The following is a 7199-nucleotide window of genomic DNA, read 5'->3' as shown; positions in this document are numbered from 1 at the left end:
CCCACAGCAGGCGCGGAGTGAGCGTGGGACGGCGGGCGGGACGGCTGCCCACAGCAGGCGCGGAGTGAGCGTGGGACGGCGGGCGGGACGGCTGCCCACAGCAGGCGCGGAGTGAGCGTGGGACGGCGGGCGGGACGGCTGCCCTCAGCAGGTGCGCGGTGAAGGTGGGATCGGCGTCGAGGCGTCAGCCGTTTCTGAGGCCCGTGATCAGTTCGTCTGCCGCTCCGTACGGGTCCAGGGTTCCCGCTGTGACTCGTTCCGCCAGGCCCTTCAAGTGGGTGTCTCCGCTCAGGTCGGCGATTTTGGCTCTCAGGGCTGTGACCGCGATCGTTTCGATCTCGTGGGCCGCTCGGGCCAGGCGGCGTTCCGTGAGGACGCCGCGTTCCTCCATCCACGCGCGGTGTTTCTCCAGGGCCTCCACGACCTCGTCGATGCCCTCGCCGCGCGAGGCGACCGTCTTGACGATCGGGGGGCGCCAGTCGCCGGGGCCCCGGGACTCGCCCAGGCCGAGCATGTGGTTCAGCTCGCGGGCGGTCGCGTCGGCGCCGTCGCGGTCGGCCTTGTTGACGACGTACACGTCACCGATCTCCAGGATGCCCGCCTTCGCGGCCTGGATGCCGTCGCCCATGCCGGGTGCGAGGAGGACCACCGAGGTGTCGGCCTGCGCGGCGATCTCGACCTCGGACTGGCCGACCCCGACGGTCTCCACGAGGATCACGTCGCATCCGGCGGCGTCCAGGACCCGGATCGCCTGGGGCGCGGCCCACGCCAGGCCGCCGAGATGGCCGCGGGTCGCCATGGACCGGATGTAGACGCCGGGGTCGGACGCGTGGTCGGACATCCGGACCCGGTCACCGAGCAGCGCGCCACCGGAGAACGGGGACGAGGGGTCGACGGCGAGCACCGCGACCCGTTTGCCCTGCCGCCGGTACGCGCTGACGAGCGCCGACGTCGACGTGGACTTGCCGACGCCGGGCGAACCGGTCAGCCCCACCACGTACGCGTCGCCGGCGAGCGGCGCGAGCGCCGCCATCACCTCGCGCAGCTGTGGGGACGCCCCCTCGACCAGGGAGATCAGCCGGGCCACGGCCCGCGGCCTGCCCTCCCTGGCCTGGGCGACCAGCGAGGAGACGTCCTGCTTCACAACTCACAGCTCCGTTCTCAAGGACCAGGTCAGCCCTTGGGCACCCGTACGATCAGCGCGTCGCCCTGGCCGCCGCCCCCGCACAGCGCCGCGGCGCCCACGCCACCGCCCCGGCGCTTGAGCTCCAGGGCCAGATGCAGCACGAGCCGGGCGCCGGACATCCCGATGGGGTGGCCGAGGGCGATCGCGCCTCCGTTGACGTTCACCTTTTCCGATGACACGCCGAGGTCCTTCATTGACTGCACGGCGACCGCGGCGAACGCCTCGTTGATCTCGATGAGGTCGAGGTCGCCGACGGCGATGCCCTCCTTCTTCAGGGCGTGCGCGATGGCGTTCGACGGCTGGGACTGGAGGGAGTTGTCCGGTCCCGCCACATTGCCGTGGGCGCCGATCTCGGCGAGCCATTCGAGGCCCAGTTCGACGGCCTTGGCCTTGCTCATCACGACGACGGCGGCGGCCCCGTCGGAGATCTGCGAGGCGGACCCGGCGGTGATGGTGCCGTCCTTCGAGAAGGCGGGCCGCAGCTTGCCCAGCGACTCGGTGGTGGTCTCGCCGCGGATGCCCTCGTCCTGGCTGAACGCCACCGGCTCGCCGCGCCGCTGCGGGATCTCCACCGGGGTGATCTCCGCCTCGAAGAGGCCGTTCTTCTGTGCCGACGCGGCGCGCTGGTGCGACTGGGCGGCGATCTCGTCCTGCTCGGCGCGCCCGATGCCGAGGCGGGTGTTGTGCTTCTCGGTGGACTCGCCCATCGCGATGTTCTCGAACGCGTCGGTCAGACCGTCGTACGCCATCGCGTCGAGCATTTCGATCGCGCCGTACTTGTGGCCCTCGCGGGACTTCGGCAGCAGATGGGGGGCGTTGGTCATGGACTCCTGGCCGCCCGCGACGACGATGTCGAACTCACCCGCACGGATGAGCTGATCGGCGAGCGCGATGGCGTCCAGGCCCGAGAGACAGACCTTGTTGATCGTGAGCGCGGGCACGCTCATCGGAATGCCGGCCTTCACGGCGGCCTGACGCGCCGGGATCTGCCCCGCCCCGGCCTGGAGCACCTGGCCCATGATCACGTACTGCACCTGGTCGCCGCCGATCCCGGCCCGGTCCAGCGCGGCCTTGATGGCGAAGGCGCCGAGGTCGGCTCCGGAGAAGGACTTCAGCGAGCCCAGGAGTCGTCCCATGGGCGTGCGCGCGCCCGCGACGATCACTGAGGTGGTACCGGTCGTTCCAGACATGACGGGCGATCCCCTTTCAGCGTGGAAGCTGAGGAGTGAACGAGGGTTTACCTGAATGTACTGAGCAGTACGCGCTCCGTCACCGGCACGGCGGTGTGATCGCGCGCACGTTGCGTAACCACCTCCGGGAGCGCTGCACTGAGGGAATGCTGACGCGAATCGACCACATCGGGATCGCCTGTTTCGATCTGGACACGACTGTCGAGTTCTACCGCGCGACCTACGGATTCGAGGTGTACCACTCCGAGATCAACGAAGAGCAGGGCGTCCGGGAGGCCATGCTCAGGATCAACGGTACGTCGGACGGCGGAGCCACCTACCTCCAGCTTCTGGAGCCGGTGCGCGAGGACTCGACGGTCGCGAAGTGGCTGGCCAAGAACGGTGAGGGCGTCCACCACATCGCCTTCGGCACCGCCGACGTCGACGCGGACGCGGCCGACATCCGGGGCAAGGGCGTACGCGTCCTGTACGACGAGCCCCGGCGCGGTTCGATGGACTCACGGATCACCTTCCTGCACCCGAAGGACTGCCACGGCGTCCTCACCGAACTCGTCACTTCGGCCCCGGGAACCCCATCCGTAACGGACGAGCACTGACGGAATCCGTGCCGCCACCCATCTTCCGGCACGATCCCCCGACCGCCCGGCAGGAAATGCACGTCGGCCAGGCCAACCGGAAGACCGGGCCCGGTAGGGTTGGCTGCGGCCGTCCGAGTGTGGGGCGGTCGCGGCCGGGGTCCGGGTTTCGGGGGGCGAGCGTCGGGGCAGAAGCCCATGCTCCGCCGATTGTCTGACACCATTCCCCGGGGGCCCCGTTCGGCGGACGGGTGGGGTCTTTCGGAGAGATTTGCGACCAGGGGACGGATGGGACCGCGCAGTGCGGGGCTACGAACGCCAGGAGCGAGAGCGGGCTGACGTCGACCATCTCTCTCGGTTCGAGGCCGAGATGGAGCGGCTGAAGACCGAGCGGGAAAAGGCCGTTCAGCACGCCGAGGACCTCGGCTACCAGGTCGAGGTGTTGCGGGCCAAGCTGCACGAGGCGCGCCGCAACCTCGCGACACGTCCCGCCTATGACGGCGGGGACATCGGCTACCAGGCCGAACAGCTCCTCCGTAATGCCCAGATCCAGGCCGAGCAGCTGCGCGCCGACGCCGAGCGCGAGCTGAGCAACGCCCGCGCCCAGACCCAGCGCATCCTCCAGGAACACGCCGAGCAGCAGGCCCGGCTCCAGTCCGAGCTGCACGCCGAGGCGATCTCCCGGCGCCAGCAGCTCGACCAGGAGCTGTCGGAGCGCCGCGCGACCGTCGAGTCCCACGTCAACGAGAACGTGGCCTGGGCCGAACAGCTCCGCGCCCGTACCGAACAGCAGGCCCGCCGGCTCCTCGACGAGTCCCGCGCAGAGGCCACGCAGTCGCTCGCCGCCGCCCGCGCCGAGGCGCAGCGCGTCACCGACGAGGCGAGCCGCCGCGTCGGCTCCGAGGCGGAGTCCGCGCGCTCCGAAGCGGAAGCGATCCTGCGGCGCGCCCGCACGGACGCCGAGCGGCTGCTGAACGCTGCGTCGAACCAGGCGCAGGAGGCCACCGACCACGCCGAGCAGCTGCGCAGCTCGACCACCGCCGAGTCGGACCAGGCCCGCCGGACGTCCACCGAGCTGAGCCGGGCCGCCGAGCAGCGGATGCAGGAGGCCGAGACCGCGCTGCGCGAGGCGCGGGCCGAGGCCGACAAGGTGGTGACGGAGGCCAAGGACGCCGCCGCCAAGCGCCTCGCGGCGGCCGAGTCGGCGAACGAGCAGCGCACTCGTACGGCCAAGGAGCAGGTCGCCCGGCTGGTCAGCGAGGCGACCAAGGAGGCCGAGACCACCAAGGCGGACGCCGAGCAGGTCGTCGCGGACGCCCGCGGCGAGGCCGAGAAGATCGTCGCGGAGGCGTCCGAGAAGGCCCGCGCGCTGACGGCCGAGGAGACCGCGTCCCAGCTGTCGAAGGCCGCCCGTACCGCCGAGGAGGTCCTGACCAAGGCGTCCGACGACGCCAAGGCGACCACCAAGGCGGCGACCGAGGAGGCCGAGCGGATCCGCCGGGAGGCGGAGACCGAGGCGGACCGGCTGCGTGAGCAGGCGCACGACATCGCCGAGGAGCTGAAGGGCGCGGCGAAGGACGACACCAAGGAGTACCGCGCCAAGACCGTCGAACTCCAGGAGGAGGCGCGGCGGCTGCGCGGCGAGGCCGAGCAGCTCCGCGCCGACGCGGTCGCCGAGGGCGAGCAGATCCGCAGCGAGGCGCGGCGCGAGGCGGTCCAGCAGATCGAGGAGGCGGCGAAGACCGCCGAGGAGATCCTCGCCAAGTCGCGGGCCGACGCGGACGAGATGCGCAGCTCGGCGACGACCGAGAGCGAGCGGGTCCGTACCGAGGCCATCGAGCGGGCGACGACCCTGCGCAAGCAGGCCGAGGAGACCCTGGAGCGCACCCGCGCCGAGGCCGACCGGCACCTCGCCGACGCCACCGAGCAGGCCGAGACGGTCAAGTCGGACGCCGAGCGGGCCGCCGATGAGCTGCGCGAGGAGACCGAGCGGGCCGTCGAGGCACGCCGCGCCGAGGCCGCCGACGAGCTGACACGGCTGCACACGGAGGCCGAGGAGCGCCTCGCGTCGGCCGAGCAGGCGCTGAACGACGCGCGGGACGAGGCGGAGCGCATCCGCCGCGAGACCGCCGAGGAGACGGAGCGGCTGCGCGCCGAGGCCGCCGAGCGGATCCGTACGCTCCAGGCGCAGGCCGAGGCGGAGGCCGAGCGGCTGCGGACGGAGGCGGCGGCGGACGCGTCGCAGTCCCGCGCCGAGGGCGAGAACATCGCGGTCCGGCTGCGGTCCGAGGCCGCGGCGGAGGCCGAGCGGCTGAAGACGGAGGCCCAGGAGACCGCCGACCGTGTCCGCACGGAGGCGGCTGCGGCGGCCGAGCGGGTCGGCACCGAGGCCGCCGAGGCACTGGCCGCCGCGCAGGAAGAGGCCGTACGCCGTCGCCGTGAGGCCGAGGAACTGCTCGGCTCCGCGCGCGGCGAGGCCGACCAGGAGCGGGAGCGGGCCCGCGAGCAGAGCGAGGACCTGCTCGCATCGGCGCGCAAGCGGGTCGACGAGGCACAGACCGAGGCGGTCCGCCTGGTCGAGGAGGCCGACCGCCGCGCCACCGAGATGGTCACCGCCGCCGAACAGACCGCCCAGTCCGTACGGGACTCGGTGTCCGGGCTCCAGGAGCAGGCGCAGGAAGAGATCGCGGGGCTGCGCAGCGCCGCCGAGCACGCGGCCGAGCGCACCCGCCGCGAGGCGCAGGAGGAGGCCGACCGGGTCCGCGCCGACGCCTACGCCGAGCGGGAGCGGGCCGGCGACGACGCGGCGCGCGTCCGCCAGGAGGCCGCCCAGGAGTCGGAGGCCGCGAAGACCCTCGCGGAGCGGACCGTCTCGGAGGCCATCGCCGAGGCCGACCGGCTGCGCACCGACGCGAACGAGCATGCGCAGCGCGCCCGTACGGACGCGTCGGACACCACGGCGACGGCCGAGCAGGACGCCGCGCGCACCCGGGCCGAGGCCCGCGAGGACGCCAACCGGATGCGGTCCGACGCGGCGAACCAGGCGGACACCCTGATCGGTGAGGCCCGCCGCGAGGCGGAGCGGCTCCAGACGGAGACCGCCACCGAGGCCGAGCGGGTACGGGCCGAGTCCGTCGCGAAGGCGGAGAAGCTGATCTCGGACGCGTCCGGCGACGCGGAGCGGCTGCGCGCCGAAGCCGCGGAGACGGTCGGTTCGGCGCAGCAGCACGCGGAGCGGACCCGCTCCGAATCGGCGCGGGTCAAGGCCGAGGCGGACGCGCAGGCCGAGCGGGTGCTCAACGCGGCGCGGAGTGAGGCGGAGCAGACGCGCGACGCGGCGCGGGCGGACGCCAACAAGCGGCGCTCCGAGGCGGCCGAGCAGGTCGACGCGCTCATCACGGAGGCCGTGTCGGAGGCCGACAAGCTGGCGAACGACTCGCAGCAGAAGGCGCACAAGACCACGGCGGACGCCGAGGCGCAGGCCGACCGCATGGTGGGCGCGGCCCGCACGGAGGCCGACCGGCTGGTCGCGGAGGCCACCGTCGAGGGCAACACGCGGGTCGAGCGGGCCCGTACGGACGCCGACGAGCTGCTGGTCGGGGCGCGCCGGGACGCGACCGCCATCAGGGAGCGGGCCGAGGAGCTGCGGGACCGGATCACCGGCGAGATCGAGGAGCTGCACGACCGGGCCCGCCGGGAGTCCGCCGAGGCGATGCGGTCCGCGGGCGAGCGGTGCGACGCGCTGGTGAAGGCCGCCGAGGAACAGCTCGCGGAGGCCGGTGCGAAGGCCAAGGACCTGGTCGCGGACGCGAATTCGGAGGCGAGCAAGGTCCGTATCGCCGCCGTCAAGAAGGCCGAGGGTCTCCTCAAGGAGGCCGAGCAGAAGAAGGCGGAGTTGACCCGCGAGGCCGAGCGGATCAGGTCCGACGCACAGCAGCAGGCGAAACGGACCGTCGACGAGGGCCAGCGCGAACTCGACGTCCTCGTCCGGCGCCGCGAGGACATCAACGCCGAGATCTCCCGCGTCCAGGACGTCCTGGAGGCGCTGGAGTCCTTCGAGGCCCCGTCGCCCGGCGGTGCGCCGGCGGGCGGCGGCGTGAAGGCCGGCGCCGCGGCGGGTGCGACACGTTCGAGTGGCAAGCCGTCAGAAGACTAGTCAGAACGGCGAGTTACGTGCTCTGTAAGGACCTTGAGACGGGTCACTGGCAAGTGCTCCGGCCATCAGCCACTCAAAAGAGGTGTCATTCT

The 7199-nt window shown here is 72.5% G+C and carries 4 protein-coding genes; 2 read left to right on the top strand and 2 right to left on the bottom strand.

The features are described 5' to 3' along the window. Positions 1–184 precede the first annotated feature (184 nt). Complete coding sequence (meaB, locus tag ACIQNU_RS36805) at positions 185–1144, bottom strand: methylmalonyl Co-A mutase-associated GTPase MeaB (RefSeq protein WP_401374907.1); 960 nt, start codon at positions 1142–1144, stop codon at positions 185–187. Between the two features lie 29 nt (positions 1145–1173). Beyond that, the gene (locus tag ACIQNU_RS36800) at positions 1174–2376 is read right to left on the bottom strand and encodes an acetyl-CoA C-acetyltransferase (protein WP_401374904.1); all 1203 of its coding nucleotides are present in this window, start codon (positions 2374–2376) and stop codon (positions 1174–1176) included. 146 nt (positions 2377–2522) lie between these two features. On the opposite strand from ACIQNU_RS36800, the gene mce reads away from it, so the two are divergent. Both mce and scy read left to right on the top strand, forming a co-directional pair. Continuing rightward, a complete protein-coding gene (gene mce / locus ACIQNU_RS36795; protein WP_401374901.1) occupies positions 2523–2972 on the top strand; it encodes a methylmalonyl-CoA epimerase in 450 nt (149 codons plus the stop codon). A gap of 280 nt (positions 2973–3252) precedes the next feature. After that, the gene (gene scy, locus ACIQNU_RS36790; protein ID WP_401374898.1) at positions 3253–7107 is read left to right on the top strand and encodes a polarized growth protein Scy; all 3855 of its coding nucleotides are present in this window, start codon (positions 3253–3255) and stop codon (positions 7105–7107) included. Positions 7108–7199 lie beyond the last annotated feature (92 nt).

Origin of the sequence: Streptomyces sp. NPDC091292 (genome assembly GCF_044757265.1) — a bacterium.
Taxonomy (GTDB): domain Bacteria; phylum Actinomycetota; class Actinomycetes; order Streptomycetales; family Streptomycetaceae; genus Streptomyces.
Note: the sequence above shows the minus strand (reverse complement) of the source record. Positions and strands in the feature narration are given on the sequence as shown.

What these genes read in the sequence shown, in the direction of transcription:
- ACIQNU_RS36800 (WP_401374904.1), bottom strand. Translation starts at nt 2,376, where the DNA reads ATGTCTGGAACGACCGGTACCACCTCAGTGATCGTCGCGGGCGCGCGC.
- mce (WP_401374901.1), top strand. Translation starts at nt 2,523, where the DNA reads ATGCTGACGCGAATCGACCACATCGGGATCGCCTGTTTCGATCTGGAC.